This window comes from Nonomuraea sp. NPDC050227 (assembly GCF_044459705.1).
In the GTDB taxonomy this organism is placed as follows: domain Bacteria; phylum Actinomycetota; class Actinomycetes; order Streptosporangiales; family Streptosporangiaceae; genus Nonomuraea.
Map to the genome: position 1 here is coordinate 227,415 of NZ_JBITJF010000018.1, position 24,908 is coordinate 252,322.

Consider the following 24,908-nt stretch of genomic DNA (forward strand, 5'->3'; position numbering starts at 1 on the left):
CCTGCGGGGTCAGTCGTCGTAGTCGTTGCCCGGCTCCTCCAGGCAGTAGACGCCGTACGCCCTGCCGAGGACGGGCAGGGCGACGTTGCGCACCCGGATGCCGCCCGATGTCATGCCCTTCTCCGTGCCCTTGTGGGCGTGCCCGTGCAGGATCAGGTCGGCGCCCGCCGTGTCCACCGCCTCGGCCAGCAGGTAGCTGCCGAGGAAGGGGTAGATCTCCAGCGGTTCGCCCTCCAGCGTCTCCTTGATCGGTGAGTAGTGGGACAGCACCACGCGCTGGTCGGCCACGAGCTCCTTGAGCGCGACCTTCCACGCCTCGGCGATGTAGCGCGTGTGGGAGATGAAGTTCTTGATCTCGCGCTCGCCGAACTCGCTGGCGCTCTTGCCGGCGAACCCGCCGCCGAACCCCTTGCCGCCGACCACGCCCAGCTTCCGGTCACCACAGTGGATCACCGCGCCGTCGTCGTCGAGCACGATGACGCCGGCGTCGCGCAGCTCGGCGGCGATCTCGTACTGCAGGTCGGAGTGGTAGTCGTGGTTGCCCAGGACCGCCACGGTGGGGATCGGCAGGTCGCGCAGCTCGTCGGCCACCACCCGGCCCTCCTCCAGCGTGCCGTGCCGGGTGAGGTCTCCCGCGACCATGAACACGTCGGCACGTTCCTCGATGCCCTCAAGCCTGCGCCGGTACTGGCCTCTGACGTCCTCGCCCAGGTGGATGTCGCCCACCGCCGCTATTCGCAGGTCAGTCAAGATGCTCATCCTCCCCCAGCACCGAGACGTCGACCACGCGTATCTCGTTGTGCAGGTGCAGCTGGGGCGCGATCTCCCGCGCCACCTGGCCGAGCCTGTCGCGCTGCTCGGCTCCGCTCACCTGACCACGCAGGAACAACTGGTCGCCGCGGACGTCGACCCGGATGCCCAGCTCGTTCGTGCGTCCGTCCTCGGCCAGCGCCTGTTGGACGCGGGCCGCGACGTACTGCGGAGCTTCCATCGCTTGCCTCCTTCTATTGTCGCCGCATGCCCGGGGATTAAAGGCTCAAACGGCGCGAATAAGGTCTATAACGGCCTGTTCCACCGTCCCGTGGGTGGCGAGCTGCCCGTAATCGGCGTCCGCTCCGAGTTCGGTGAGGGCCGCGGCGATCGTCCTGTCCTGGTCGTACGCCTCCACCACCCGCGGGTCCACGTACGATGCCCGCGCCACGGTCGGCGTGTTGCCCAGATACTCGGCCACCTCCCGCATCACCCGGGTCACCGCCCGCTTCCTGGCGGTGCCGTTCTCCGGCGCGTGCTTGGAGACCGCCAGGCCCACGGCGGCCAGGACGGTCGCGTGCCAGGTGCGGAAGTCCTTGGCGGTGACCTCGCAGCCGACCAGTTCGCGCAGGTAGTCGTTGATCTCCTCGCTCCTGACGTCGCCCCAGCCGCCTTCCGGGCGGCGGTAGCGGAGCAGCTCGCCCTCCGCGCCGAGCGCCTTGAGCGAACGCAGCACCGTGCAGGCTCCGGGATCGGCCACCACGACCTCGCGGGAGATGTCCCCCTTGGCCTGGTAGGCGCAGGTCACGACGCCGTTGCTACAGGTCACGTGGTCCATCCGCAGGGTGGCCAGACCGTAGGTGTCGTAGCTCTCGCCGCCGATCCTGAAGAAGCCGACGTCCAGCAGGCGGGCGGCGGCGGCCAGCACCCGGTCCCGGGTCAGGCCGCGGCCCTTGAGACGGTCGTCCACGGCCTTGCGGAACGCGGGCAGGCGCTCGGCCACCTCCAGCACGTGGTCGAACTTCGCCTTGTCCTGCTGCTCGCGCCAGAGGTCGTGGTAGCGGTACTGCCGGCGTCCGGCCACGTCCACGCCGACGGCCTGGAGGTGGCCGTACGGGGAGGGGCAGATCCAGACGTCCTTCCACGCCGGGGGGATGACGAGCGACCTGATGCGCTCCAGCGTCGCCTTGTCGCGCACCGGCCGCCCGTCCGGTCCTTCGTAGCTGAACCCGCGCCCGCGACGGCGCCGGACGATCCCCGGCTCACTCTGGTCACTGGGATGTAGCTCGGGCACGCAGGGCGGCTACCCAGCACGTTAGGCAACAAACAGGACGGGCAGGTGAGCGGCATGCCTGAGAACACGGATGACGGTAGATGGCACGAAGAGGGTGACCGGAAGGGCCACCCCATGGTGCCCGCCACACCGCGCGACGTGGTGCACATCAGGGTGGGATCGTTCATTCTGGTGTTCCTCTTCGCGTTCACGGTGCTGGGACTCATAGCAGGCGCGCCGGTGATGGCAGGGATCGCGATCGTGCTGTTCATCATCACGATCGTCGACATCGCCCTGGCGATCCGGCGGCAGAAGGACCGAAACACGGGAGAGGCAGGCTGACAACCGACATGGCATCCCTTCGAGGACGCGTGGTAGTGGTGACGGGCGCGAGCGGCGGGGTCGGGCGGGCGGTGGTGCGCGAGCTGGGCGCTCGCGGCGCTCGGGTGGCCCTGATCGCCCGCGGCACGGCGGGCCTGGGCGCGGCCGCCGTGGACGTGGGAACCGCGGGCGGGGACGCGAAGGTCTACGAGGCGGACGTGGCCGACTACGAGCAGGTGAAGGCGGCGGCGGAGCGCGTCGAGGCGGAGATGGGACCGATCTCGACCTGGATCAACACCGCCTTTTCCTCAGTCTTCGCCAAGTTCACCGATATTTCGCCAGATGAGTACGCTCGTACCACTTCGGTGACGTACCTCGGTTATGTGTGGGGAACCAAGGTCGCCCTCGACCTCATGGGCCCTCGCAACGCCGGGACCATCGTCCAGGTCGGCTCGGCCCTGAGCCATCGCGGCATCCCCCTCCAGTCGGCGTACTGCGGGGCCAAGCACGCCATCAAGGGCTTCACCGAGTCGCTGCGCACCGAGCTCCTGGCCGACCGGAGCGGCATCGACGTCACGCTGGTCCAGCTCCCCGCGGTCAACACCCCTCAGTTCGAGTGGGTCCTGTCCAAGCTGCGGCGGCACCCCCAGCCCGTACCCCCGATCTACCAGCCGGAGGTCGCGGCGCGCGCCATCGTGTACGCCGCCGAGCACCCCGGACGCAAGGAATACTGGGTGGGCGCCAGCACCGCGGCCACCCTCATGGCGCAGCGCGTCGCCCCCGCCCTGGTGGACCGGTACCTGGCCAGGACCGGCATCCAGTCCCAGCAGACGGACGAGAAGCAGCCGAGCGGGGTGTCGAACCTCTGGGAGCCGGCCGACGAGGACAAGGACTACGGGGCGCACGGCACGTTCGACCGGCGCTCCCACGGTCACAGCCCGCAGGTGTGGCTCTCCCAGCACCGGCGGGCGGTGATGGCGGCTGTGGGGGGTGTGGCCGCGGCGGTCACGGTGGCCCGCCGGCTCGCTCGCTGACCGGGGGCCTTTCTCTGGCCCCCCGCCCGGCACCTGGTTACCGGGTGGGCCGCGGGAGCCCACCCGGATGCTCGCTCCGCTCGCCATGGTCACCCGGCCCGGGGCCGGTTACCGGGTGGACCGCGGGAACCCACCCCGCCTGCTCGCTCCGCTCGCCATGGTCACCCGCCCGGCACCCGGCTACCGGCTGGGCCACGGGAACCCACCCCGGGCCAGGGGCGCAGCGAAGTGTCCCCTGCCGATGTACCGGCCATCCCCCTACCGTCCGACCTGGCAGCGGACCTGCTCATCCTCCACCAGCCGTCCCAGAGATCACCGGCTGGGCAACGGAAGCCGTCCCGGACCGGGTCCCAAGACGGCTTCCCTACCGAGGTATCGGCCATTCGCCAGCGCCCGACCTGGCAGCGGACCTGCTCACCCCCACCAGCCGTCCCAAAGATCACTAGTTGGGCAACGGGAGCATCACCAACCACTGCGATCTTCAGAGTCGCAGCACTCGGCTCCGGAGGGCCCGAGGGTCAAGGCAGTTCGGCTCAGCGCCCCGGCAAGGCTCGCTCCAGCTCGATCAAAGCCAGCGCAGGCCCCTCCTCGAACTCGTGGTCGTGGGTCCTGCCGGTCTCGGTGAAGCCGTTCTTGGCGTAGAAGCGGCGGGCCTGGGCCGAGTCCCGGATCGTCCACAGGTGCACGTCGTCGTACCCGGCGTCGCGTGCCGCGTCCAGGACGGCCGTCAGCAGAACGCCGGCGATGCCGCTGCCCCAGACGTCCGGATGGGCGAAGAAGGTATGAATCTCCGCGGAGCCGGGACGGGAAGTGGAAGCCCCGAACCGGGCGAAGGCCCCGGGCCGCTCGTTCAGGCGCGCCAGCAGGATCGGGTCTCCGCCCTCGGCCAGGATGCCGTGCCACTTGCCGCGCCGCTCCTCGATCCCGGCCGCGGCGACCTTCGGCGCACACAGCGGGCCGTGCGAGACGCCCCAGGACAGGGCGTGGATCTCGCCGAGGACGTCCCCGTCGCCGGGTTGCGCGGGGTGAACCGTGATCACGTCAGGCATGACCTGAACACTAGTGCCGGCTACCGTTGCCGACTCGGCCGGGGCTGAAGGGCCGATCCCTCAGCCCCACGGTCAGCCACCGCACCCCTTCAACGAGTTCACGAGAACGCATTCGCCGAAGGTGACGCACCGACGACATCCGGAGCCAGGCCCGTCCGCGCACCCGGCTTTCAGGATTTGGACTTCGGAAATCTGGGCCCCGGCCCGTACTTCACGCCCGCTCCCCCACGCGCTTCGCCGATCTTGTCGATGATCTCGCGCTCCCGCAGACTGTTGAGCAGGTCCCGGGCCGCGTAGACATGCAGATCGAAGAGGCGGCGTATCGTCTGGTTGGTGACGAAGCCGTACTCCCGGACGTGTTCGATCACCTTTCGATCCATGTCGTCCACGTCGACATGTCGATACGAAACCGAGCGGGACATGGCTGCGAGCACCTCTGCTCGCAGCCGATATGTGGGGAACTGCTTGGAGGCGCTTCGCTTGGTGGGCGCGATCAGGCTGTAGTCGTCAAGCATCATGCGCAGCACTTCCTGCGCTTCGACGGGCGCCCGCTGAATGATCTCAGCCAGCTCGAACGCGTCGATGCTTCTGCTGTGACGCAGGTGCGTCAAGGAGAGCAGGATGTTGATGTCCCTGCTCGCCCTCAGTGGCAGATCACTGATGAACCGCACGAAGGCCGCGTTCCCGATGCCGCCCGCGAGGGTCGCGCGGACCAACGTTCCGTGGTCCTCGAAGAGCGGTGGCTCCTTGCCGATTCTGAGCATCTCGCGGTAGGCGCGGTCCACCCCTTGTCCTGTCCGCTCGGCGAGTTGCAGGACGGACACGGTCTCCGTGAGGAGCCGGTTCCTGGGAGTGGACGGATGGGTGAGGATGTTGGCGGGGGTCACTCCCGACACCAGGCCACCGGGGCTCGTGATGATCATTCGCTCGGGAGAGTGCTCGATGTCGACGGTTCCGCCGGTCTCGTACGACCGATGGATGAAGGCGTTGATGACCAGCTCTCGTGCGGCTTCGCTGGGATAGTCGGTGAGCTGGAGCTGCACACCACCTGCCAGATTGAGCGGCCACACCTCTCTACGGCTCTCCATGGCGTCGGTCATGGCTTGGATCGCCGCGATCAACGGCCTGGTTCCTCTCGTCCGCCCGGTGGCTTCGCTGCCCGAGGTGGGGCGGAACTGGTAGGAGTAGCCATAACTCGGGATTACTCGCGGAATCAGCTCTTCATCCGCCAGCAGCAGCACTGCCGCATTTGTGACGCTTCCGTTGGGGGCGATCAGGCGGAGCGACTCCAGGAGAGCGCGGTCCGCCAGCTCGGCCAGATGATCGCGTCCGCTGGCGATCAGCAGCCGCCGTAGCCTCTCGAACTCCACCGCGCTCAGTTGGCTGATGCTGAGGCTGGAGGCGTCGGCCGACCAGTCGACCTGGCCGCGAGCGATCATGACCTCGCGCTGCTGATGCGGAGGGAACGGCAGGCACTCCTTGCCGAGACGACGGGTGGCGAGGCCCGCAGCGTTGCTGTGCGGCATCGCCCCCTGCGGGACCGTGATCAGAATCAGCCGCGCGCCTTCGACGACCCGCTCTTCCACGAAGGCGGTGATCGGTGGGCTCGTCCGGTCGAAGATCCCCTTCCGGACGCCCTCCACCGTGTAGCTCTCGGGCACACCGCGAAGTGCCCGGACACGGTCGGTCGCCTTGTCGTCGACCCCCAGGACGAGGGTGCCGCCGTGGGCGTTGACGAAGCAGACGAGGGCGTCGGAGATGAGATTGAACGTGGCCTTCAGCGACTCGGCCACCAGCTTGAAGTCGAGCGTCTCCGACTCCAGGGAGTCCGCCTTGACGCCCTCCCCCACCACAGCGAGCGCCGCGTCCACCTCGTCATGCCTCACTTCACTGAGGATAACTGAGAAGTGGGTTTTCAACGACGTTTCTCAGTTGCTCTCAGTACGTCGCGCGTCCCTTACGGGACGATCGCGGTGGCTTCGACCTCGACCAGGTGGTCCGGGACGGACAGGGCCGCGACGCCCAGCAGGGTCGCCGGTGGGGTCGCCGTCGTGCCCAGTCTCGCCTTCGCCCGGGAGATCCCGTCCAGGAGGGCGGGCATCTTGTCGGGGGTCCAGTCCACGACGTGGACGGTCAGCTTCGCCACGTCGTCGAACGACCCGCCGGCCCCGGCGACGGCGGTGGCGACGTTGAGGTAGCACTGTTCGACCTGCGCGGCGAGGTCGCCCGCGCCGACGGTCGTGCCCTCGGCGTCCCAGGAGACCTGGCCGGCGACGAAGATCAGCCTCGTTCCCGACGCGACCGCCGTCTGGTGGTAGACGTCGATCTCGGGCAGGCCCTCGGGGTTCAGCAGGGTGACGGGCATGGCGTGCGCCTCCTGACAGGGGGGCCGGAACGCGCGTACGGCCCCCAAGACTCTCTTGTGGTTACTGAGGAACTGTAGGAGAGTGTCTGCTGACGTGGAAGAACGCACTTTTCAGTGACTGGGGAACCTCATGGTGACCAAGCAGTTCAAGGGCTCGGACGGCGCGGCGGACCTGAGGCGGGCCGACTCCCTGGCGCGGGAGATCTTCACGGACGTCGCCAACAAGTGGGCGTTCCTGATCATCGAGGCCATCGGCGAGGGCACCCTGCGGTTCGGCGAGCTGCGCGACCAGGTCGAGGGGATCAGCCACAAGATGCTCACCCAGAACCTGCGCATGCTGGAGCGCAACGGGCTGGTCGAGCGGACGGTGTATCCGACCGTGCCGCCGCGGGTGGAGTACACGCTCACCGAGCCGGGGCGGGCCCTGCGCGCGACGGTCGACGCGATGTGCGCGTGGACGCAGCGCCACCTCGGCGACATCGAGGCCGCCCGCCGCCGCTTCGACGCCTGACGCCGCCCGCGAACCGCCCAGGCGAGGGAGGTTTCAACTGCCGACAAATGGGGTCAGCTGACGTCAGGCCCGAGTTAAGCGCCGCGCAGGGGGTAGGCGGCGTGAAACTCACGAGGAGGGTCTTGATGCCTGAACGCGATCTCCAGTACTTGACCGAACTGGCCGCGCAGCTGCGCGTCGACTCCGTGCGCGCCGCCGCGGCGGCCGGTTCCGGGCACCCCACCTCGTCCATGTCGGCCGCGGACCTGATGGCCGTGCTGTTCTCCTGCCACCTCAGGTACGACTTCGACCGCCCCGACAACCCCGGCAACGACCACCTGGTCTTCTCCAAGGGCCACGCCTCCCCCCTTCTCTACTCGCTCTACAAGGCGGCGAAGGTCATCGACGACGAGGAGCTGCTGTCGTTCCGGCGCCGGGGCAGCCGGCTGGAGGGGCACCCCACCCCCCGGCTGCCCTGGGTGGACGTCGCGACCGGCTCGCTCGGTCAGGGGCTGCCGGTGGGCGTGGGCGTGGCCATGGCGGGACGGCTGGAACGGCTGCCGTACCGGGTGTGGGTGCTGTGCGGTGACAGTGAGCTGGCCGAGGGGTCCATCTGGGAGGCGGCCGAGCACGCCGGGGCCGAGGGGCTGGCCAACCTGGTCGTGATCGTGGACGTGAACCGGCTGGGTCAGCGCGGCCCGACCCGGCACGGATGGGACACGGGGGCGTACGCGCGCCGGTTCGGCGCCTTCGGCTGGCACACGATCGAGATCGACGGCCACGACCCCGGCCAGATCGACTTCGCGCTGGGGGACGCCTGCAACACCCGCCGGCGTCCCACCGTGATCCTGGCCAAGACGCGCAAGGGCGAGGGCGTCGTCGAGGTCGAGAACCGGGAGGGCGCGCACGGCAAGGCGCTCAAGGACCCCGACAAGGCCATCGACGAGCTGGGCGGGCCGCGCAGCGTCCATGTGGACGTGCACCGGCCGGAGGGCGAGGCCGAGCCGTTCCACTTCGATCCGCGCCCGGCGACGTTGCCGGAGTACGAGGTCGGCGCGAGGGCGGCGACCAGGGCGGCGTTCGGCGCGGCGCTGACGGCGCTCGGCGCGGCCCGCGGCGACGTGGTGGCGCTGGACGGCGAGGTGGCCGACTCGACCAAGACCGAGGAGTTCGGCCAGGCGTTCCCCGAGCGCTTCTTCGAGATGTACATCGCCGAGCAGCAGCTCGTGGCGGCGGCCGTCGGCCTGTCGGTGCGCGGCTGGACCCCGTACGCGGCCACCTTCGCGGCGTTCCTGACCAGGGCGCACGACTTCATCAGGATGGCCGGCGTGAGCCAGGCGTCGATCCGGCTGGTCGGCTCGCACGCCGGCGTCTCGATCGGCGAGGACGGCCCCTCGCAGATGGGCCTGGAGGACCTGGCCATGATGCGGGCGGTGTACGGCAGCACGGTGCTGTACCCGTGCGACGCCAACCAGGCGGCGGCGCTGACCGTCGAGATGGCGGACGTGTCAGGGGTGTCCTACCTGCGCACCACCCGCGGCGAGACGCCGGTCATCTACCCGCCCGGCGAACGTTTCCCCGTGGGCGGCTCGCGGGTGCTGCGGCGCTCGCCCGACGACCGGGCCACGATCGTGGCGGCCGGGATCACGGTCCACGAGGCGCTGGCGGCGGCCGACGAGCTGACGGCGGCCGGCCTCCCGGTCGGCGTGATCGACCTGTACTCGGTCAAGCCGGTGGACGCGGCGGTGCTGGTGGAGGCCGCCACGACGACGGGCAACCTGATCACGGTCGAGGATCACCGGCTGGAGGGCGGTCTCGGCGACGCCGTGCTGGACGCCGTCAGCGAGCTCGGCCCGCGGGTGGTGAAGCTCGCCGTGACCGGGTTGCCCGGGTCGGCGACGCCTGAGGAACAGCTCGCGGACGCCCGCATAGACCGCCACGCGATTGCCGAGGCGGTCAAGCGGTTGTTGTGAGGGAACTAGCGGGCTTTCGCCGTGGCCTTCCTGTTGGCCTTCTTGATGGCGTCCACCAGCTCCTTCTTGGTCATCCTGGATCGGCCGCGCACCCCGAGCCTGGACGCCACGCCCTGCAAGTGCTCCTTGCTGGCGTTGGCGTCCACGCCCTCCTGGGTCCTGCCGGAGCGGTCGGTCGCGCCCTTGTCGGACGGTCCCTTCTGCCCCTTGGGCTCCCAGTGGTCCCCGACCTTCTCGAAGGAGTGCTTGAGTGCGGCGAACGCGGTCATGTGCGCGCGCCGTCCCTCTCCGTACTCCTTCACGGCGGAGTCGTGCGCCTTGATCCACGTGTTCTGTGCCTTCTTCGGCGAACGCTTGATGGTCGACGGCAGCTCGTCAACGGCTGGCATGTCGATTCACCTCCTACAGCGGCGGCTCGTCGTAGTGGCGGCGCTCCTCGTACACCGTGGTCCTGCGGGTCTCCGGCTCCTCGTAGATCTCGTGCCGGTGCACCGGCTCGTCGATCGGGCCGACCGCCCTGCGGGTGACGCTGATCCGGTAGATGCCGAACAGCAGCCCCGCCAGGCCACCGAGCATGAGGATGACGCCGACGACGTTGATGTCGAGACCGGCGAGGTCGAACTCGACGGCCCAGGTGAGGATCGCACCGAGCATGATGAGGATGATGCTTCCGGCGATGGTCATCAGATTTACCTCCTTGACACGAAGGAACCTCTATCCACATGTCGAAAAACAAACCAGTCGTGGTGATCGGGCTGATGGGATCGGGTAAGACGACCGCGGGCCGCCTCCTCGCCACCGCGCTGGGGATGCCGTTCACCGACAGCGACCCGTTCCTGGAGAAGGAGCACGGCGGCACGGCCGCGCAGATCGCCGTCCGCGAAGGGGCCGAGGCGCTGCACCGGTACGAGGCCGAGCACGTGCTGGCGGCGCTGGCGGGCGAGCCGAAGGTGATCGCGGCGGCGGCCAGCACCGTGGAGGACCCCCGGGTGCGCGAGGCGCTGCGCGAGGCGTTCGTGGTCTGGGTGGACGCCGCCGACGCCGTCCTGGCCCGGCGCATGAGCTCGGGCGCGCACCGTCCCGAGTTCCAGCCGGCGGAGATGCGGGCCCGGCGGGAGGGCTACTTCCAGCAGGTGGCGGACCTGACGTGCGACGTCGGCGTGCTGACCCCCGAGGAGGTGCGCGACGCGGCCCTGCGGAAAATGGGTTTGCCCGCCGATGAGCAGGACTGATACCCAGAGGGGATGTTCGCCGAGAAACCCACTTTGACGGGTGAGCGCGTCACGTTGCTCCCGGTCGGTCCCGAGCACGTCGAGGGCCTGATCACGTTGATCAGCGATCCGGAGGTGCAACGGCTGACGGGCTCGCACGGCGAGGTCGACCACGAGGTGGCCCGCCAGTGGTACAGCACGAGAGGCGAGCACGCCGACCGGCTCGACCTGGCCGTCATGGCCGGCGGCGAGTACGTCGGCGAGGTCGTGCTCAACGAGCTCGACCGGCACAACCTGTCGTGCAACCTGCGGATCGCGCTGATCGGCGCCCGGGTCTTCGGCAAGGGCTACGGCACCGAGGCGATCGAGCTGGTCCTCGGCCACGCCTTCGCCACCACGCCGCTGCACCGCGTCGGCCTCGGCGTCTTCACCTTCAACGACCGGGCGCGGCACGTCTACAAGAAGATCGGGTTCGTGGAGGAGGGCGTGCAGCGCGACACCCTGCTGTGGGAGGGCGAGTGGCACGACTCCGTGACGATGTCGGTGCTGCGGCCGGAGTGGCAGTCAAGATCCAGAAGCCTGGCATAATGATCATGACGCATGGGTCCCCCGAGGCGCGCGGGGGACCTGTGGTCGTTCACCGACAACCAACGGCCGGTCCGGCGCATCTAAGCATCAGTGACGATGCGCTTGGTGCCTGGTGATCCCGAGAGGCTGGGCGGCTTCTGGCTGGCCGCCCGGCTCGGCGCGGGCGCGCGCGGGGTGGTCTACGACGCCTACGACGACGAGGGCCGCCGCTACGCGGTGAAGGTGCCCCGGGTCGAGGTCGAGCCGGTCGCGCGGGTGAGCTGCCCGCATCTGGCGGAGGTGGTCGCGTCCGGGGTCGATCACGGCATCCCCTACGTGGTGAGCGAGTTCGTCGACGGGCCCGACCTGCGGCAGGCGGTCGAGCGGCACGGACCGTACCGGGGCGAGGAGCTGGCGGCGCTGGCGGGCGCGCTGGCCGGGGCGCTCCGCGCGCTGCACGCGGCCGGGCTCACCCACCGCGACCTGCGGCCGGAGAGCGTGCTGCTGGCGGCGGGCGGCCCCAAGGTGATCGACATGGGGGTGGCGGTCGGCGGCTCGCTGGGGGCGACGTGCACGTACCTGGCCCCGGAGATCCTGACCGGCAGCGGCCACGAGACGGCGACGGACGTCTTCTCGTGGGGGGCCGTGGTGCTCTACGCGGCCACGGGCGGCGATCCGTTCTCCGGGCGGAGTCTCGGCGCGGTGCTGCACCGGCTGCTGACCGTCGATCCCGACCTGAGCGCCCTGCCCGACGGGCTGCGCGAGCTGGTCGGGCGGGCGCTGGCCAAAGACCCCGCCGCCCGCCCGGCGGCGGACGAGCTGCTGGTCGAGGCCGACCCCGCCGCGTTGCGCCCGCCGGCGGGCGTGGCCGGGCACCGGTCGCTCGGCGAGCTGGCCGAGCGCGTCTACGCCGGGCTCACGCCGCGCCAGCAGGAGGCGGTGCCGGGCCTGCTGCTGCGCCTGATGGACGGCGACGACCCGCACGACGAGGGCGGCGTGCTGGCCCCGCTGATGGACGCCGGGCTGCTCGTACGCCGGAGCGTGCGGGTGCCGCCGACCGAGACCGCGGTCGGCAAGCTCGTGGCGGTGCGCGACGACCGGGTGGCGCCGGCCAGCGCCGCGCTCTACCGGGCCTGGCCTCGCCTGCGCGGCTGGGTGGCCGACGAGCGGGACGGGCTGGCCGTCCACCGGGAGCTGCGCCTGGCGGCCGGCCGGTGGTCGCGCCACCGGCGCGGGCACACGTACCTCTACCGGGGCGACCGGCTCGACACGGCGCTCGGCTGGGCCGCGGCCAAGCGCCGCCACCTGCGGCTCAGCCAGCTCGAACGCGACTTCATCGGCGCGAGCGTGGCCATGTCCAAGCAGCGCAGGCGGCTGCTGCGGCCCTCGATGGCGACCCTGGCCGCCGCCCTGGCCGTCGCGGTGTCGATGTCCGCCGTCTCGCTCAACGGCGAGCGGGAGCTGCGCGGACACCTCCTGGAGGCCAACGCGCGGGCCGTGGCCGCCCGCGCCGAGGCGCTGCGCTCCTCCGACCCGCGTACGGCGATGCGGCTGAGCGTGGCGGCCTGGCGGCTGTCGCCGGTGTTCGAGGCGCGGGTGGCGTTGCAGGCCTCCCTGGCGCAGCCGGAGCTGGGCGTGTTCACCGACCCCGCGGCCGACGAGCGGGCCGGCTACCTGCTGCGCGGCGACGAGCTGGTCAGGTGGCGCGACCGCACGCTGACCGTCTGGGATGTGCGCAGCGGCCGGCAGCTCGCCGCGCACGCGCTCCCCGAGGGCAGCGCCGCGCTGAGCGACGACGGCCGGTACGCCGAGAGCCCCGGCGGGCAGCCTGTCGAGGTGGCCACCGGCCGGGCGCCCGCGACCGGGACGTACACGATCACCAGCGGCAACCGCACCAGGGTCTACCGGGGCGCCGAGGTGCTGCTCGACGTGCTCGACCGCCGGGTGGCGGTGTCCCGCGACGGGAGCCGGGCCGCGGTCTCCGACCTGGACGGGCGGGTCGAGCTCTGGTCGCTGCCCGGCCGGGTCAAGGAGCGGGAGTTCACCGTCCGGCCGCAGACCGGGCCGGACCGGTCGGCGCCGCCCCTGTCGTTCAGCCCCGACGGCCGCACCCTGGCCGTCGCGGGCCGCGACGGCGTGACCCTCCTCACGCCCGGCGCCGAGCCGCCGCGGGAGGCCGCGACCGGAACCGCCGCCACCGCGTTCGCGGCGGAGGCGGGCGACGCGGCGATGCCCGCGGACGGCTCCGCCGGCACGCCCGTGTTCAGCCCCGACGGCAGCCTGCTCGCCCTCCCGGGCCGGGACGAGGTGCGCCTGTGGAGCGTGGCCGAGCGGCGGCTGGCCGGCGCCTACCGCTTCCGCGGCGACCAGCACGGCGACCTGGCCTTCTCCGCCGACGGCCGTACTTTGCGCTACCTGAGCGGTCTGGGCTCGGTCGTCTCGCTCGACGTCTCCGGGCTGCCGGCGCCCTCCTCCGGCGTCCGCACCGCCGCGCTGTCGAGCGACGGACGGGTGGCGGCCAAGGACGTCGGGAACGCCATCCGGCTCACCGACGTGGTGGCGCGCAAGCCGCTGGCCGAGATCGCCGCCACCGGCGACGTGGCCTTCGACGCGGCGGGCAGGCTGCTGGCCGTGGCGGGCGACCCGGTCACCGTCTGGGAGGCGTCGGGCGGCAGGAGGGTCGCCGTCATCGACGCGGGCGGCGACGTGCCCGCCGTGGCCCTGTCCCCCGGCGGCGACACGCTGGCCACCGCGCGCGGCCGGCTGCTGGAGACCTGGGACGTGCGCGTCGGCCGCCGGATCAGGGCCTACGAGGGCGCGGGCGACCTGGCGATGGCCTTCAGCCCCGACGGCTCGACGCTCGCCTCCGGCACGAACCTGCTCGACCTGCGTACCGGCGAGGTCACCCCACTGGCCCCGGCCGCCGCCCGGCCCACCGCGCTCGCCTTCTCCCCCGACGGCCGCACGCTGGCACTCGGGCTCGGCGGCGGGCGCGTCGAGCTGTGGGACGTCCGCGGGCGCGAGCGGGCCGGCTCGGTCGAGACCGGCCCGGCCCCCGTACGCGACCTGCGCTTCTCCCCCGGCGGCGACCTGCTAGCGATCGACACGGAACGCACCTCCCTGTGGGACGCCGGCACGCTGCGCGAGGTCGGCCAGGTCGGGTCGTGGGCCGAGGGCCTGGCCTTCAGCCAGGACGGCCGCAGGCTGCGCGGCGTGGCGGCGGACGGCAGCGTCCGCGAGAGCCCGGTGGACCCGGCGCTGACGGCGCAGGAGGTGTGCGCCCGCGCGGGCGGGCCGCTCAGCCAGGACGAGTGGAGCCGGCTGATCCCGGAGAGCGGCTACCAGGGCGGGTGCTGAGCCGGGCGGCCGGTCAGGAGGCGGGGTAGGTCTTGAGCACCCTGCCCTGGGGGTCGGCCACCAGGTAGCCGGTGCGGTAGGCGTCGCTGATGTAGACGAGCAGCACCTGCTTGGTGCTGGTGAAGACGAAGTTCGGATCGACGATGAGGTAGCGCGAGGTGGGCTTGCGCACGCCGAGGACGCTCTGGGCCTTCTTGAGCAGGCCGGGCAGGGCGTCCCAGTTGTACTTGGCCAGGTCGACGACCGGGGTGCGGATGGTGGAGCCGGTGCCCTCGCGGGTGGCCCTGCCGTCGCGGTAGGCGTAGCGGTCGTAGACGGCCGGGTCGCCCTTGACCGGGGCCTCGGCGGAGATGTACGTCGGGTAGACGACCATCCGGACGACCTTGGTGCCGCCCATGACCGGCTTGAGCGCCTTGATCGCGGTGCGGATGCCGTCGGCGGTGAGCAGGTTCTCCGGCTGCGGCTCCGGCTCCTCGCTCGCCTTCGGCTCCTCGACGTCGGTGGTCTCCACCGGGGTGAGCTGCGGGGTGTTCGGCTGGGTCGGCTCCTCGGCGCCGCGCACGCCGGGCAGCAGCGTGTAGACCAGCACGCCGGTCACCGCCAGCGCGCCCACGGAGGCCGTCACGGCGGCGACCGGCGAACGGCGGGCGCGGCGCGACGCCATGGTGCCGGCCCGCGAGAACGACGGCTCCGGCCCCCAGGGCTGCGGCGCCCCGGGCGGCACGGTGGCCCCCTGCCGCGCCCCGGGCGGCACGGTGGCCCCAGCCGGCGGGCCATGGTGGAACGGGGCCGGGGCGGGGGGCGGGTAGGCGGGCGGGGGCGAGCCGGGGTCGGCGGCGGCGGCGAGCATGCGGTCGAGGGTCTCGGCGTCGGGACGGCCGGCCGGGTCGCGGCGCAGCAGCGCGCCGAGCACGGGACCGAGCGGCCCGGCCCGCTCCGGCGGCGGCACGTCCTGGTTGAGCACGGCGGCCAGCGTCGCCAGCGTGGTGCTCCTGCGCAGCGGGTGGCGGCCCTCGACGGCCACGTACAGCAGCATGCCGAGCGACCACAGGTCGGAGGCGGGGTCACCCTCGTGCCCGTTGATGCGCTCGGGCGCCATGTACTCGGGCGAGCCGATGAACGACCCGGTCGCCGTCAGGCTGGTCGACTCGCGCACGGCGGCGATGCCGAAGTCGGTGAGCACCGAGCGGCCGTCCTCGCGCAGCAGCACGTTGGCGGGCTTGACGTCGCGGTGCTGGATGCCGACGGCGTGCGCGGCGCGCAGCGCGGACAGCACCTCGCGGCCCAGCCGGGCGGTCTCCCAGGGCGTCATGGGCCCGCGCGCGAGGCGGTCCGCGAGCGAGCCGCCGGTCACCAGCTCCATGACGATCCACGGGTAGCCGTCGCCGCCCGGATCGACGATGTGGTGGATGGTGGCGACGTGCGGATGGTTCAGCCGGGCCAGCGCGCGGGCCTCGCGCAGCACCCTGGCCCGCAGCTCGCGGGCGGCCTCGGGGTCGTGCTCCTCGAACGCGGGATCGGGCGGCCGGACCTCCTTCAGCGCGACCTCGCGGTGGAGGGCGGTGTCCCAGGCGCGCCACACCAGGCCCATGCCACCGCCGCCGAGCCTCTCGGTCAGCTCGAAGCGGTTGTCGATCACGCGTTTGTGCATGGGAAGCAGCGTAGGGCCGCGTCGTGGTCGCCGTCATCAGGGTGGTCGCGGCGGGGACGGGCGGCCTGGTTGGATGGGCGCCATGAACGCAGGCGATCACCAGCTCGGCATCTACCTGACGGGCATGCTCGAAGGCCGCACGCCGGAGCTGACCACCGATCTGTCGGCCCTGGAGGGCGCGGCCGGGCGGGTGCTCCCGCCCGAGGCGCTGGGCTACATCGTGCCGAGCGCGGGCAGCGGCTCGACCGCGCGGGCCAACCTGGAGGCGTTCGAGCGGCGCCGGATCGTGCCGAGGATGCTGCGCGGCGTCGCGCGGCAGCGTGACCTGTCCTGCGAGGTGCTGGGCACCCGGATGGCGGCGCCGGTGCTGGTGGCGCCCATGGGGGTGCAGACGCTGGCCCACGAGGAGGGCGAGCTCGCCACCGTGCGGGCCGCGGCCGCGGTCGGCGTCCCGTACGTGCACTCGACGGCCGCCGCCCACGACTTCGAGCAGGTGGCGGCGGCGGGCGGGGACGCGCCGCGCTGGTACCAGCTCTACTACCCGACCGACCGGGACGTGTGCCTGAGCTTCCTGCGCCGGGCCAGGGCGACCGGCCACTCGGTGCTGGTGGTCACGCTGGACACGACGCTGCTCGGCTGGCGTCCGGCCGACCTCGACCGCGGCTTCCTGCCGTTCCTGGCCGGCACGGGCATCGCCAACTACCTGAGCGACCCGAACTTCGCCGGGGTCGAGAACCCGGTCGCCCACTGGGCGGGCATGTTCCCCAACCCGGGCCTGAGCTGGGACGACCTGCCGTTCCTGCGCGACCACTGGGACGGCCCGATCGTGCTCAAGGGCATCATGAGCGCCGAGGACGCGCGCCTGGCCGCCGAGCATGGCGTGGACGGGATCGTGGTGTCCAACCACGGCGGCCGCCAGGTCGACGGCGCCCTGGCCGCGCTCGACGCGCTGCCCGGCATCGCCGAGGCGGTCGGCGACCGGCTGACGGTGCTGTTCGACTCGGGCGTGCGCACCGGGGCCGACGTGGTCAAGGCGCTCGCGCTGGGCGCGCGGGCCGTGCTGGTCGGCCGTCCGGTGCTGTACGGGCTGGCGCTGGGCGGGCAGGCGGGCGTCGAGCACGTGCTGCGCTGCCTGCTGGGCGAGCTGGACATCACGCTCGCCCTGTCCGGCTACTCCACGACGGACGAGCTGGGCCCCGACGCGCTCGCCTGAGTGCACATCGAGGTCCGGAAGTGACCGCGATTGCCCCTACCTTTGTCCCCATGGATCCCCTCATCTCCCAGCGCGCGCTCAACCGGGCCACGCTCGACCGGCAGCTGCTGCTGCGCCGCGGCGGCGGCAGCGTGCAGGAGGTCGTCGAGCGGCTCGGCGGCCTCCAGGCCCAGACCCCCCACACCTGGTACGTCGGCCTGTGGAACCGCATCGAGGGGCTCAAGCCCGAGGACGTCTCCGGCCTGCTGGCCGGCCGCGAGCTGGTGCGGATCGCGTTGCAGCGCTCCACCATCCACCTGGTCACCGCCCGCGACTGCCTGGCCATGCGGCCGCTGCTGCAGGCCGTCACCGAGCGCATGACGCGCACGACGTTCGGCAAGCGGCTGGCGGGCGTCGACCTGGAGGAGCTGGCCGCGACCGGCCGGGCGCTGCTGGAGGAGCGTGCGATGACCTTCGCCGACCTCGGGCGGGCGCTGGCCGAGCGGTGGCCGGAGCACGACCAGCACGCGCTCGGCCAGGGCGTGCGCTGGCTGCTGCCGCTGGTCCAGGTGCCGCCGCGCGGGCTGTGGGGCAGGAGCGGGCCGGTCGCGCACACCACCGCCGAGTCGTGGCTGGGCCCGGCCGAGGTGCCGCCGATGACGCCCGCCGAGCTGGTCCGGCGCTACCTGGCCGCCTTCGGCCCGGCCTCGGTGCAGGACGCGCAGACCTGGTCGGGCCTGACCAGGCTGGGCGAGGTCGTCGAGTCCATGGACCTGGTCCGCTTCAGGGACGCCGCCGGCCGCACCCTGTACGACCTGCCGGAGGCCGTCCGGCCGGCGGAGGACGTCCCGGCGCCGGTGCGGCTGATGTACGACTTCGACAACCTGTTCCTGTCGCACGCCGACCGCTCGCGGGTGATCAGCGAGCGCGGCGCGGCCGTCATGCAGGGGTCGTTCATGGGCACGAACGTGATCCCCCGGATCATCCTGGTGGACGGCGTCACCGCCGGCGACTGGACGGTGACCAGGGCCAAGGGCGTCTCCACGCTGAACGTCCACCAGTGGACGCCGATCGCCGAGCTGGACGAGGTCGAGCGGGAGGCGCGGCTGCTGCTGGAGTTCCTCGCCCCCGACGACGAGCACGACGTCTCAATCCTTGACCGCCCCTCCAAGCCCTGACACGAGCCGCCGCTGCACCGCCACGAAGAAGATCAGCACCGGGATCGTCATCAGCGTCGAGGCGGCCATGATCCCGCCCCAGTCGTTCTCGTCGGGCTTGAAGAAGACGAGCAGCGCCGCGGGCAGGGTCTGGTTGTCCTTGGCCGAGACGATGAAGGTGCGCGCGAAGACGAAGTCGTTCCAGGCGGTGATGAAGGAGAACACGCTGGTCGCCACCAGGCCGGGCGCGACCAGCGGGAACAGGATGCGCCACAGCACGGTCGCGCGTCCGGCCCCGTCGATCATCGCCGCCTCCTCCAGCGCCTCCGGCACCCCGGCGACGAACCCGCGCAGCATCCAGATCGCGAACGGCAGCGTGAAGGCGAGCTGCACCACCACCAGCGAGGCCAGCGTGTTGAGCAGGCCCAGGTCCCGGACCACGAAGAACAGCGGGATCGTCAGCGCCTCGACCGGCACCATCTGCGCGACCAGGAACATGATCAGCACGGTCGTCCTGAACCGGAAGGCGAACCGGGTCACGGCCACCGCCGCGAGGAAGGCGACCCCGGCCGACAGCACCACCACGACGAGCGCCACGATCGCGCTGTTGAGCAGGTAGCGGGCGAAGTTCTCCCCGGTCAGCACCCGGACGAAGTTGTCCAGCGTCGGGTGCGAGGTCCAGGGCCTGACCTCCAGCGACTGGATCTCCCCGGCGGGCTTGAGCGCCGACAGCACCATCCAGTAGAGCGGGAACGCGGTGAGCAGGGCGACCACCAGCGCGACCGCGTTGGGCAGAAGACGTCGTCGGTTCACAGGCGTTCCCCACTGCGCCGCAGCGCCCGGATGTAGAACAGGGTGATCACCAGCAGGATCAGCGTCATGACGACGGCGACGGCCGAGCCGAGCCCGTACTCGGAGGAGCCGAAGGCGATCTGGTAGGCGTAGACGTTGAGCACGGTGTTCTGCCCGGCCACGCCGCCGCCGTTGGTCATCACGTAGATCTGGGTGAAGAGCTTGAAGTCCCAGATGACCGACTGGATGACCACGATCGTGACCAGCGGCCGCAACATCGGCACGATGATCCGCCAGAACCCCTGCCAGGCCGAGGCGCCGTCGAGCGCGGCCGCCTCCAGCACCGAGGCGGGGACGGCCCGGATGCCCGCGTACAGGGTGATCATCACCAGCGGGAACGAGTGCCACACGACCGTCGCGCCGACCACGCCGAAGGTGATCCACCGGTCGTAGAACCAGTTGAACCCGTCGGTCCCGAGCACCTGGTTGACCAGGCCGAGGTCGGCGTCGAACAGGAACATCCACACGGTGGAGCCGGTCATCGCGGGGGCCGCCCACGCGCCGAGCGCGGCCAGCGACAGGGCGGTCCTCGGCAGCGGCCCGGTCCTGGTCAGCAGCACGGCCAGGGCCGCGCCGACCGCCAGCGTCGCGACGACCAGCGCCGCCGCGAACCCCACGGTCTGGGCCAGCACCTCCCAGAACCGCCGGTCGCCGAGCAGCGCGGCGTAGTTGCCGAACCCGACGAACGCGCTCGGCTGCCCGCCGCTGACCTGCGCCTGCCGGTAGTCGAAGACCGACAGCAGGCCCAGCATGTAGACCGGATAGCCGAACATGGGGACCAGCACGGCCGCCGCGGGCAGCAGGTAGAGCCAGGGGCGCCCGCGGCGGACGCTCGTGCCACGGCTCACGAGCGGCCGAAGGCGGTCTTGACGGCCGCGGCCGCCTCGGCGGTGGCCTGCTCGACGGTGGACTGGCCGGTCGCGACCTTCTGCAGCATCGTGGGGATGACCTTGCCGTTGTCGATCTTCACCCAGGCGGGGTCGATCGGCACGAACCGGGTGCCCTTGGCCACCGTGTCCAGGAACGGCCTGACGAACGGGTCCTTGGCCGCCAGCTCGTCGCGGGCCGAGGTGAGCGTCGGCAGGTTGCCCATCGCGTCGTACATCTTGGCCTGGTACGCCTTGCCGCCCAGCAGCTTGACGAAGTCCGCGGCCAGGGTGCGGTGACCGGCGTTCTTCAGCACGCCCAGGTTGTTGCCGCCGGCGAAGGCGGGCGCGATCGAGCCCTCGGCCGCGCCGGGCAGCGGGACGACGGCGTACTTGCCGGCCGCCGCGCCGGCGTCCACGGCCGAGCGGCTGAAGTTGCCGAGTATGCCCATCGCGGCCTTGCCGCCGGCGAACAGCTCGACCGTCTTGCCGCCGGTCAGCGAGACGCACGCCTGCGGCGGGCAGACCTCGTCGGTCAGCAGGTCCGTGTACGCCTTGACGCCCTTGCGCGACTGCGGCGAGTCGAGCGAGGTGATGTCGCCGCCGGCGTCCCAGACGAAGGGCAGGGCGCCGAAGGTGTACTCGCCGCCGACGGCTATGCCGTACAGGTCGGGCTTCTTCCTGCGGATCGTGCGGGCGGCCTCGGTCAGGGCGCCGATGGACGTGGGCGGTTTCAGGCCGAGCTCGGCGAAGACGTCGGTGCGGTAGTAGAGGGCCCGGATGCCGATGAACCAGGGCAGGCCGTACTGCCTGCCCTGGACGGAGGCCGACTTGACCAGGTCGGGGGCCAGGTCCAGGCCCTTCAGGTCGGCGGTGAGGTCGGCGAGGCCGCCGGCGGCGGCGTACTCGGCGAGGTCGGTGTTGCCGTACTCGGCGACGTCCGGGGAGCTGGCCGGGTCGTTGAAGGCGCCCTTGAACTTCTCGTGCCGGGCGGGCGTGGTGGGGATGTAGGTGACCTCGACCTTGACGTCCGCGTGCGCGGCGGTGAACTCCTTGATCGCCTCGTTGACGACCTTGTCCTTGGGGGCCCGGTTGGGCTCGTCGAACAGCCAGACGCGCAGCGTCCCCGTCCGCTCGTCGCCGCCGCCGGAGGCGGGAGCGGTCGAGGGGGCGCAGGCGGCCAGCGTGAGCAGGGCCGTTCCGGCCGCGGCAAAGTAAAGAAACTTCACTATTACCTCCTGCGCAGACACTAGGAATTCGCTCTGGAGTCGAGAAGACCTGTCAGGAGATGTTGTGCAGTGCACAACAGCGTGCTGCATTTCGCGAAATTTCATCGAATATGGTGACTTGCGTGCCTGACCGCAACCAGTCCGCCTCGCTCCGGCGCGCCCTGGCCGTCCTGGACCACGTACGCGGCCACACCGGCCTGTCGCTCACCCAGCTCGCCGAGGCCGTGGGCCTGTCCAAGAGCACGGTGCTGCGGCTGACCGTCCCGCTCGTGGAGGCCAGGCTGCTCGAACGCGACCGCAGGACCGGGGCGTACCGGCTGGGACACGGCACCCTCCAGCTCGGGCAGGCGTACCTGGCCACGCTGGACCTGCGCGCGGTCGCCGCCGAGGAGTCGCACCGGCTGATGAGCGAGGTGCGCGAGACCGTCCACCTGGTCGTCTACGACCACCCGCACGTCGTCTACATCGACAAGGTGGAGAACGAGACGAACGTGCGCATGGCCTCGCGCATCGGCAGCCGCGGCCCGGTGCACGCCACGGCGGTCGGCAAGGCGATCCTGGCCTGGCAGCCGGAGGAGGCGCTGGCCGGGCTGGCGCTCGACCCGATCACCAAGCACACCATCACCGACCCCGACCGGCTGCGCGCCGAACTGACCCACGTCCGGCGGCGCGGCTACGCGGTGGACGACCGCGAGAACGAGCCCGAGGTGCGCTGCGTCGCCGCGCCGATCTTCAACCACAACGACGCCGTCGTCGCCGCCGTCTCGGTCTCCGGGCTCACCTCGCGGATCACCGCCGCGCGGGTGCGGGAGCTCGGGCCGCTGGTGGCCGGGGCGGCGTCGCGGATCTCCAGAAAGCTGGGCAGGCCGACCACATGACCGAACTGGTGACCTTCGGCGAGACCATGGCGCTGTTCGGCGCCCGGCGTACCGGGCCGCTGCGCTTCGCCCGCGACTTCGACCTGGGCCTCGGCGGCGCCGAGTCGAACGTGGCGATCGGCGTGACCCGGCTCGGCCACCGGGCGACGTGGGCCGGACGGGTGGGCGACGACGAGTTCGGCGACCTGATCCGGGCCACGCTCGCCGGCGAGGGCGTGGACGTGCGCGCGATCACCGACCCGGACGCCCCCACCGGACTGATGATCAAGGGCCGGCGCACGGCCGACCTCGTGGACGTGCGGTACTACCGCAAGGACAGCGCCGGCTCCCGGCTGCGGCCGGCCGACCTGGATCCGGCGCTGATCGCCTCGGCCCGCGTGCTGCACGTCTCCGCGATCACCCCGGCGCTGTCGGCGTCGGCCCGGGAGACCGTGGCGCACGCCGTCGCCGTGGCGCGGGCGGCCGGCGTGCTCGTCTCGCTGGACGTCAACTACCGGCGGGCCCTGTGGACGCCGGAGGAGGCGGGCGCCTGGCTGCGCGAGACGATCGGCGGCGTGGACGTGCTGTTCGCGACCGTGCCGGAGGGCCGCCTGGTCGCCGACGTCGAGGACCCGGCGGAGCTGGCCAAGGCGCTGGCCGCGCTCGGGCCCTCGTACGTGCTGGTCAAGTCGGGGTCGGCGGGCGCGCTGGAGCTGTCCGGCGGGGTGCTGCGGCGGGCGCGGCCGTACCGGGTGACCGAGGTGGACCCGGTGGGCGCCGGGGACGCGTTCGCGGCCGGCTGGCTGGCGGACTGGCTGGCCGGGGCCGCTCCGGAACGGCGGCTGGACAGCGCCTGCGCGGCGGGCGCGTTCGCGGTGACCTCGCAGGGCGACTGGGAGAGCCTGCCCCGCCGGTCCGACCTGGGCCTGCTCGGCCGGGCCGCCGACGACGTGAGCAGGTAGCCGCCCGAGGACGAGGTTTTGCCCGTTTTCGACCCGTTCTTGAGGGCAGCCGGGGAAGATCTCGTCCGGGGAGAGGAACAGTGCGATGACAGACGTCTCCAGCAAGGGTCCGCAGTCGAACGACGAGCGCGAGGTGCTCACCAACCGACAAGGGCATGCCGTCTACGACAACCAGAACCAGCGGACGGTCGGCCCGCGCGGACCGGCGACGCTGGAGAACTACCAGTTCCTGGAGAAGATCAGTCACTTCGACCGCGAACGCATCCCCGAACGGGTGGTGCACGCCAGGGGCGCGCTGAGCTACGGCTACTTCGAGGCGTACGGCAAGATCGGCGACGAGCCGGTCAGCCGCTACACCAGGGCCAAGCTGTTCCAGGAGGCCGGCAAGCGCACCGACGTGGCGCTGCGCTTCTCCACCGTGATCGGCGGCCGGGACTCCGCCGAGACCGCCCGCGACCCGCGCGGGTTCGCGATCAAGTTCTACACCGAGGACGGCAACTGGGACCTCGTGGGCAACAACCTGGCCGTCTTCTTCATCAGGGACGCCATCAAGTTCCCCGACGTCATCCACTCGCTCAAGCCCGACCCGGTGACCTTCCGGCAGGACCCGAACCGCATCTTCGACTTCATGTCCCAGACGCCCGAGTCGATGCACATGCTGGTCAACCTGTTCAGCCCGCGCGGCATCCCCGCCGACTACCGGCACATGCAGGGATTCGGCGTGAACACCTACAAGTGGGTCAACCAGCAGGGCGAGACGTTCCTGGTCAAGTACCACTGGATGCCCAAGCAGGGCGTGCGCAGCATGACCGCGGCGGACGCGGCGGTCGTCCAGGCGGGCGACCTCGGGCACGCGACGAAGGACCTGCACGACGCCATCGAGCGCGGCGACTTCCCCGAGTGGGAGCTGCTGGTCCAGCTGATGAGCGACGAGGAGCACCCCGAGCTGGACTTCGACCCGCTCGACGACACCAAGGTGTGGCCGGAGAACGAGTTCCCGGCCAGGCCGGTCGGCCGCCTGGTGCTCAACCGCAACGTCGAGAACCAGTTCGCCGAGAACGAGCAGGCCGCCTTCGGCACCGGCGTCCTGGTGGACGGCCTCGACTTCTCCGACGACAAGATGCTGGTCGGCCGGACGTTCTCCTACAGCGACACCCAGCGCTACCGGGTCGGCCCGAACTACCTGCAACTCCCGGTCAACCAGGCCAGGAACGCGCCCATCAGGACCAACCAGCGCGACGGCCAGATGGCGTACTTCGTCGACACCGGCGGCGAGGACCCGCACATCAACTACGAGCCCTCGCTGCGCGGCGGCCTGCGCGAGGCCGAGTACCCGACCCTCGACGAGGAGGGCCCGGTCATCAGCGGCCGGCTCATGCGCAGGCGCATCCCGCGGACCAACGACTACAAGCAGGCCGGCCAGCGCTACCTGCTCATGGAGCAGTGGGAGCGCGACGACCTGGTGCGCAACTTCGTCGACGCGCTCAGCCAGTGCGACCGGCGCATCCAGGAGCGCATGGTCTGGCACTTCCTGCTCGTGGAGGACGACCTCGGCCTGCGCGTCGGCGAGGGCCTCGGCATCACCCCGGACGACGTCGCCCACCTGGAGCCGCTGGCGAGCCAGGACCTCACCGACGAGGACCGGGAGCGCCTGGTCAAGCTCGGGCGCAACGGACCGCGCGACGTGGAGGGCCTGAAGATGACCCACTGCGTGCCGAACGAGCGGGCCGCCCACGCCGACGGCCTCTGAAC

The 24,908-nt window shown here is 71.5% G+C and carries 24 protein-coding genes; 12 read left to right on the forward strand and 12 right to left on the reverse strand.

Annotated features, from left to right (window positions below):
* Positions 1-9: 9 nt before the first annotated feature.
* Genes ACIBK9_RS49155 through ACIBK9_RS49165 form a run of 3 tightly spaced genes read right to left on the reverse strand, consistent with a single transcriptional unit; the run spans position 10 to position 2,044 of the window.
* Positions 10-759, reverse strand: coding sequence for a metallophosphoesterase (locus ACIBK9_RS49155; RefSeq protein ID WP_397166117.1), 750 nt, complete (start codon positions 757-759; stop codon positions 10-12).
* A complete protein-coding gene (locus ACIBK9_RS49160) occupies positions 743-991 on the reverse strand; it encodes a BON domain-containing protein (RefSeq protein ID WP_352352068.1) in 249 nt (82 codons plus the stop codon). Before ACIBK9_RS49160 ends, ACIBK9_RS49155 begins: the two co-directional genes overlap by 17 nt.
* 45 nt (positions 992-1,036) lie before the next feature.
* Positions 1,037-2,044 (reverse strand): DNA topoisomerase IB, encoded by a 1,008-nt coding sequence (locus ACIBK9_RS49165; protein ID WP_397166119.1) that lies wholly within the window; start codon positions 2,042-2,044, stop codon positions 1,037-1,039.
* Between the two features lie 54 nt (positions 2,045-2,098).
* On the opposite strand from ACIBK9_RS49165, the gene ACIBK9_RS49170 reads away from it, so the two are divergent.
* Together ACIBK9_RS49170 and ACIBK9_RS49175 are read left to right on the forward strand one after the other, a co-directional pair.
* A complete protein-coding gene (locus ACIBK9_RS49170; RefSeq protein ID WP_352319527.1) occupies positions 2,099-2,365 on the forward strand; it encodes a hypothetical protein in 267 nt (88 codons plus the stop codon).
* An 8-nt stretch (positions 2,366-2,373) separates the two neighbouring features.
* Entirely contained in the window at positions 2,374-3,378 is a 1,005-nt protein-coding gene (locus ACIBK9_RS49175; protein ID WP_387670872.1) for an SDR family oxidoreductase, read from the forward strand.
* 533 nt (positions 3,379-3,911) lie between these two features.
* On the opposite strand, the gene ACIBK9_RS49180 is transcribed toward ACIBK9_RS49175, so the two are convergent.
* From ACIBK9_RS49180 to ACIBK9_RS49190, 3 genes are all read right to left on the reverse strand, one after another.
* Positions 3,912-4,427 (reverse strand): GNAT family N-acetyltransferase, encoded by a 516-nt coding sequence (locus ACIBK9_RS49180; protein WP_397166121.1) that lies wholly within the window; start codon positions 4,425-4,427, stop codon positions 3,912-3,914.
* 170 nt (positions 4,428-4,597) lie between these two features.
* Positions 4,598-6,313: an ATP-binding protein gene (locus ACIBK9_RS49185; protein ID WP_397166123.1), complete on the reverse strand. Its 1,716-nt coding sequence runs from the start codon at positions 6,311-6,313 to the stop codon at positions 4,598-4,600.
* Positions 6,314-6,384: 71 nt separating this feature from the next.
* Positions 6,385-6,792, reverse strand: a complete 408-nt coding sequence (locus tag ACIBK9_RS49190; protein ID WP_397166125.1) for a RidA family protein — start codon at positions 6,790-6,792, stop codon at positions 6,385-6,387.
* 130 nt (positions 6,793-6,922) lie between these two features.
* Between ACIBK9_RS49190 and ACIBK9_RS49195 the strand changes: the two genes are divergently transcribed.
* Together ACIBK9_RS49195 and ACIBK9_RS49200 are read left to right on the forward strand one after the other, a co-directional pair.
* A complete protein-coding gene (locus tag ACIBK9_RS49195; RefSeq protein ID WP_358288320.1) occupies positions 6,923-7,303 on the forward strand; it encodes a helix-turn-helix domain-containing protein in 381 nt (126 codons plus the stop codon).
* A 125-nt stretch (positions 7,304-7,428) separates the two neighbouring features.
* On the forward strand, positions 7,429-9,255 hold the full coding sequence (locus tag ACIBK9_RS49200; RefSeq protein WP_397166127.1) for a transketolase: 1,827 nt from the start codon (positions 7,429-7,431) through the stop codon (positions 9,253-9,255).
* A gap of 5 nt (positions 9,256-9,260) precedes the next feature.
* Here the strand turns inward: ACIBK9_RS49200 and ACIBK9_RS49205 are convergent, their stop codons facing one another.
* Positions 9,261-9,644, reverse strand: coding sequence for a ChaB family protein (locus ACIBK9_RS49205; RefSeq protein WP_364330157.1), 384 nt, complete (start codon positions 9,642-9,644; stop codon positions 9,261-9,263).
* Between the two features lie 13 nt (positions 9,645-9,657).
* Positions 9,658-9,939 (reverse strand): hypothetical protein, encoded by a 282-nt coding sequence (locus tag ACIBK9_RS49210; protein WP_352319513.1) that lies wholly within the window; start codon positions 9,937-9,939, stop codon positions 9,658-9,660.
* Between the two features lie 38 nt (positions 9,940-9,977).
* On the opposite strand from ACIBK9_RS49210, the gene ACIBK9_RS49215 reads away from it, so the two are divergent.
* From ACIBK9_RS49215 to ACIBK9_RS49225, 3 genes are all read left to right on the forward strand, one after another.
* Positions 9,978-10,487, forward strand: a complete 510-nt coding sequence (locus ACIBK9_RS49215; protein ID WP_397166129.1) for a shikimate kinase — start codon at positions 9,978-9,980, stop codon at positions 10,485-10,487.
* 12 nt (positions 10,488-10,499) lie between these two features.
* Positions 10,500-11,054 carry a GNAT family N-acetyltransferase gene (locus tag ACIBK9_RS49220; protein WP_397166131.1) on the forward strand — a complete coding sequence of 185 codons (555 nt, stop codon included), beginning with the start codon at positions 10,500-10,502 and terminating at the stop codon, positions 11,052-11,054.
* Between the two features lie 105 nt (positions 11,055-11,159).
* On the forward strand, positions 11,160-14,390 hold the full coding sequence (locus ACIBK9_RS49225) for a protein kinase (RefSeq protein WP_397166133.1): 3,231 nt from the start codon (positions 11,160-11,162) through the stop codon (positions 14,388-14,390).
* A 13-nt stretch (positions 14,391-14,403) separates the two neighbouring features.
* Here ACIBK9_RS49225 and ACIBK9_RS49230 read toward each other — a convergent pair whose 3' ends face one another.
* Positions 14,404-16,041, reverse strand: coding sequence for a protein kinase (locus tag ACIBK9_RS49230; protein ID WP_397166134.1), 1,638 nt, complete (start codon positions 16,039-16,041; stop codon positions 14,404-14,406).
* An 82-nt stretch (positions 16,042-16,123) separates the two neighbouring features.
* Between ACIBK9_RS49230 and ACIBK9_RS49235 the strand changes: the two genes are divergently transcribed.
* Both ACIBK9_RS49235 and ACIBK9_RS49240 read left to right on the forward strand, forming a co-directional pair.
* Positions 16,124-17,254, forward strand: coding sequence for an alpha-hydroxy-acid oxidizing protein (locus ACIBK9_RS49235; RefSeq protein WP_397166135.1), 1,131 nt, complete (start codon positions 16,124-16,126; stop codon positions 17,252-17,254).
* 50 nt (positions 17,255-17,304) lie between these two features.
* Positions 17,305-18,411, forward strand: coding sequence for a winged helix DNA-binding domain-containing protein (locus ACIBK9_RS49240; protein WP_397166137.1), 1,107 nt, complete (start codon positions 17,305-17,307; stop codon positions 18,409-18,411).
* Here the strand turns inward: ACIBK9_RS49240 and ACIBK9_RS49245 are convergent.
* The 3 genes from ACIBK9_RS49245 to ACIBK9_RS49255 are packed head-to-tail and all read right to left on the reverse strand — an operon-like array spanning position 18,382 to position 21,337.
* Complete coding sequence (locus ACIBK9_RS49245) at positions 18,382-19,203, reverse strand: carbohydrate ABC transporter permease (RefSeq protein WP_387655483.1); 822 nt, start codon at positions 19,201-19,203, stop codon at positions 18,382-18,384. The two genes, ACIBK9_RS49240 and ACIBK9_RS49245, sit on opposite strands and share 30 nt — an antisense overlap.
* The gene (locus ACIBK9_RS49250) at positions 19,200-20,090 is read right to left on the reverse strand and encodes a carbohydrate ABC transporter permease (RefSeq protein ID WP_397166139.1); all 891 of its coding nucleotides are present in this window, start codon (positions 20,088-20,090) and stop codon (positions 19,200-19,202) included. Before ACIBK9_RS49250 ends, ACIBK9_RS49245 begins: the two co-directional genes overlap by 4 nt.
* Positions 20,087-21,337: an extracellular solute-binding protein gene (locus ACIBK9_RS49255; RefSeq protein WP_397166141.1), complete on the reverse strand. Its 1,251-nt coding sequence runs from the start codon at positions 21,335-21,337 to the stop codon at positions 20,087-20,089. The genes ACIBK9_RS49250 and ACIBK9_RS49255 overlap by 4 nt, the downstream gene beginning before the upstream one ends.
* A 122-nt stretch (positions 21,338-21,459) precedes the next feature.
* Between ACIBK9_RS49255 and ACIBK9_RS49260 the strand changes: the two genes are divergently transcribed.
* From ACIBK9_RS49260 to ACIBK9_RS49270, 3 genes are all read left to right on the forward strand, one after another.
* The gene (locus tag ACIBK9_RS49260; RefSeq protein ID WP_352352086.1) at positions 21,460-22,215 is read left to right on the forward strand and encodes an IclR family transcriptional regulator; all 756 of its coding nucleotides are present in this window, start codon (positions 21,460-21,462) and stop codon (positions 22,213-22,215) included.
* On the forward strand, positions 22,212-23,156 hold the full coding sequence (locus ACIBK9_RS49265) for a sugar kinase (protein ID WP_397166143.1): 945 nt from the start codon (positions 22,212-22,214) through the stop codon (positions 23,154-23,156). Before ACIBK9_RS49260 ends, ACIBK9_RS49265 begins: the two co-directional genes overlap by 4 nt.
* 85 nt (positions 23,157-23,241) lie before the next feature.
* On the forward strand, positions 23,242-24,906 hold the full coding sequence (locus ACIBK9_RS49270) for a catalase (protein WP_397166145.1): 1,665 nt from the start codon (positions 23,242-23,244) through the stop codon (positions 24,904-24,906).
* Positions 24,907-24,908 lie beyond the last annotated feature (2 nt).

Coding starts and splice junctions, on each gene's coding strand:
- ACIBK9_RS49155 (WP_397166117.1), bottom strand. CDS start 759: ATGAGCATCTTGACTGACCTGCGAATAGCGGCGGTGGGCGACATCCAC.
- ACIBK9_RS49160 (WP_352352068.1), bottom strand. CDS start 991: ATGGAAGCTCCGCAGTACGTCGCGGCCCGCGTCCAACAGGCGCTGGCC.
- ACIBK9_RS49170 (WP_352319527.1), top strand. CDS start 2,099: ATGCCTGAGAACACGGATGACGGTAGATGGCACGAAGAGGGTGACCGG.
- ACIBK9_RS49175 (WP_387670872.1), top strand. CDS start 2,374: ATGGCATCCCTTCGAGGACGCGTGGTAGTGGTGACGGGCGCGAGCGGC.
- ACIBK9_RS49180 (WP_397166121.1), bottom strand. CDS start 4,427: ATGCCTGACGTGATCACGGTTCACCCCGCGCAACCCGGCGACGGGGAC.
- ACIBK9_RS49190 (WP_397166125.1), bottom strand. CDS start 6,792: ATGCCCGTCACCCTGCTGAACCCCGAGGGCCTGCCCGAGATCGACGTC.
- ACIBK9_RS49195 (WP_358288320.1), top strand. CDS start 6,923: ATGGTGACCAAGCAGTTCAAGGGCTCGGACGGCGCGGCGGACCTGAGG.
- ACIBK9_RS49200 (WP_397166127.1), top strand. CDS start 7,429: ATGCCTGAACGCGATCTCCAGTACTTGACCGAACTGGCCGCGCAGCTG.
- ACIBK9_RS49205 (WP_364330157.1), bottom strand. CDS start 9,644: ATGCCAGCCGTTGACGAGCTGCCGTCGACCATCAAGCGTTCGCCGAAG.
- ACIBK9_RS49210 (WP_352319513.1), bottom strand. CDS start 9,939: ATGACCATCGCCGGAAGCATCATCCTCATCATGCTCGGTGCGATCCTC.
- ACIBK9_RS49215 (WP_397166129.1), top strand. CDS start 9,978: ATGTCGAAAAACAAACCAGTCGTGGTGATCGGGCTGATGGGATCGGGT.
- ACIBK9_RS49220 (WP_397166131.1), top strand. CDS start 10,500: ATGTTCGCCGAGAAACCCACTTTGACGGGTGAGCGCGTCACGTTGCTC.
- ACIBK9_RS49230 (WP_397166134.1), bottom strand. CDS start 16,041: ATGCACAAACGCGTGATCGACAACCGCTTCGAGCTGACCGAGAGGCTC.
- ACIBK9_RS49235 (WP_397166135.1), top strand. CDS start 16,124: ATGAACGCAGGCGATCACCAGCTCGGCATCTACCTGACGGGCATGCTC.
- ACIBK9_RS49240 (WP_397166137.1), top strand. CDS start 17,305: ATGGATCCCCTCATCTCCCAGCGCGCGCTCAACCGGGCCACGCTCGAC.
- ACIBK9_RS49265 (WP_397166143.1), top strand. CDS start 22,212: ATGACCGAACTGGTGACCTTCGGCGAGACCATGGCGCTGTTCGGCGCC.
- ACIBK9_RS49270 (WP_397166145.1), top strand. CDS start 23,242: ATGACAGACGTCTCCAGCAAGGGTCCGCAGTCGAACGACGAGCGCGAG.